Genomic DNA, 2032 nt, shown 5'->3' with positions numbered 1-2032 from the left:
CCCAGGCCTTGTAAGCGAACGCTTGTTCTGGTAGGGTGCGCGGCGTGGTGCGGTTCGTGCACACGTCGGACTGGCAGCTGGGGATGACCCGGGCCTTCCTCGGCGATGAGGCGCAGGCGCGCTACAGCGCCGCGCGGGTCGAGGCCATCGAAGCGATCGGCCGGGCGGCACGCGAACGGGGGGCGGCGTTTGTGGTGGTGGCGGGAGACGTGTTCGAAACCAACCTCGTGCCCGCGGACGTAGTGCGACGGGCGCTCGATGCGATGCGGGACGCTGGCGTGCCGTTCTACCTGCTCCCCGGCAATCACGACCCGGCAGGTCCCGGCTCGGTGTGGGGCTCGCGTCGATTCGTGGACAGGCTGCCGGGGAAGGTACAGGTCCTCGGTGCTGAGCCGGTTGAGGCCGCGCCGGGGACATGGGTCGCAGGCGTCCCGTGGAGGAGCAAGCAGGCGCCCCCTGAGGACGCCTTCCGGGCAGCGGTCGAGCGGCTGGCGGGTTGCGCGGGCGAGCGGGTCCTGGTCGCCCACGGGCAGGTCGAGTTTGCGCCGGACGCAGCGGTCACGCTGCCGCGGGAGCTGGTTGCGTGGGCGATCCGCGAGCGCGGGGTTGGGTACGTTGCGCTGGGGGACCGCCATTCGGTCACGGACGCGGGCTGCGACGGGCGGGCGTGGTATTCGGGAACGCCTGAGCAGACGGATTATGACGAGCGCGAGCCAGGTTGCGTGCTGGTGGTCGAGCTAGAGGGCGGGCGGTGCGCGGTGGAGCCGGTGCGCATCGGGCGGTGGCGCTTCGTGGAGCGGGAGCTGGAGGTGCGGAGCAGCGAGGACCTGCGCCGGGAGGTTGCCGCGCTGGAGGCCCTCCCCGAGAAGACGCGAACCGTGCTTCGGCTGCGGGTGCGGGGGAGCGGTTCGCCGGCATTGCGGGCGGCGCTGGCCGAAGGAATTCGCGAGCTGGGCACGGGGTTCGCCGCGATCGAGCCGTGGGAGCGGTACGCACGGTTCCACGTTGTCGCCGAAGGTGCTGACTGGGAGGCGCTGGGGCTGACCGGGTTTGCTGCGGCGGCGGCCGGGGAACTGAACGCACGCGCTGCGGGGGATGGTCCCGAGGCGGCGGAGGCGACCGAGGCGCTGGCTCTGCTCTACGAACTGGCGCGGGGGGGCGGATGAGATACCACCGGGCGAGGGTGCGCAACTTCCGCGGCATCGATGAGGTGGCGGTCGAGTTTCCCGAGGGTCGGCTGCTCGTTATCGAGGGGCCGAACGAGGCGGGGAAGAGCAGCTTTGCGGAAGCGCTGCACCTGCTGTTCGAGTACCCGGCGGATTCGAACGCAAGGGAAGTACGGGAGGCGCGGCCGGAAGGGAGGGACGTCGACCCGGAGGTGGAGCTGGAGTTCAGCGCCGGGCCGTACCGGTGCCGGTATCGCAAGGTCTTCGGGCGGCGAGGGGTCACGGAGCTGCAGGTGCTGGCGCCGCGGGAGGAGCGGCTGACCGGCAGGGAGGCGCACGACCGCGCCAGGGCGCTGGTCGCAGAGACATCGGATGTGGCGCTGATGAAGGCGTTCCGGGTGCTCCAGGGGCAGAGCCTGCTGCTGCCCGAAGGGGTGGCTTCGAGCCCGGCGCTCCAGCGGGCGCTGGATGCGGCCGGCGCCACCGACCCGGGCGGGGAGTCGCTGTTCGAACGGGCGCGCGCCGAGTTTGCGCGGTACTACACGGAAGCGCGTCGACAGGAGACCGGTCCGCTGGCGGACGCGCGGAAAGCGTTCGAGAAGGCACACGCGGACGTGGAGCGGCTGGAAGGGCGGGTTCGCAATTTCGAAGAACTTTCCCGGCAGGCGGCCGAGCTGGAGGCGGCGGAGGCGGCGATGCAGACCACGGTCGCGGAACGCACGGAGCGGGTACAGGCGCTACAGAAGGCGGCCACCGCCTACAGCGAAGCGCAGGAACGGCTCGAGGCGGCGCGAGCGAAGCGGGACCTGGCCTGGCGTGAGGTGGAACGGCTCGAGCAGGAGGTGAAGGAACGGGAGCAGTCGCGC

General features: G+C 71.5%; 2 protein-coding genes. Both read left to right on the top strand.

Annotation, left to right across the window (positions count from 1 at the left end; all coding sequences use genetic code 11):
• Window positions 1–44 precede the first annotated feature (44 nt).
• Window positions 45–1166: a metallophosphoesterase family protein gene (locus VAE46_RS10500; RefSeq protein WP_322796890.1), complete on the top strand. Its 1122-nt coding sequence runs from the start codon at window positions 45–47 to the stop codon at window positions 1164–1166.
• Window positions 1167–1183: 17 nt separating this feature from the next.
• On the top strand, window positions 1184–2032 hold an 849-nt coding region (locus VAE46_RS10495), incomplete at its 3' end, for an AAA family ATPase (RefSeq protein WP_322796889.1).

The organism is Tepidiforma sp., from assembly GCF_034433535.1.
Taxonomy (GTDB): Bacteria; Chloroflexota; Dehalococcoidia; order Tepidiformales; family Tepidiformaceae; genus Tepidiforma.
This window is presented reverse-complemented; position numbering and strand designations above follow the sequence as displayed.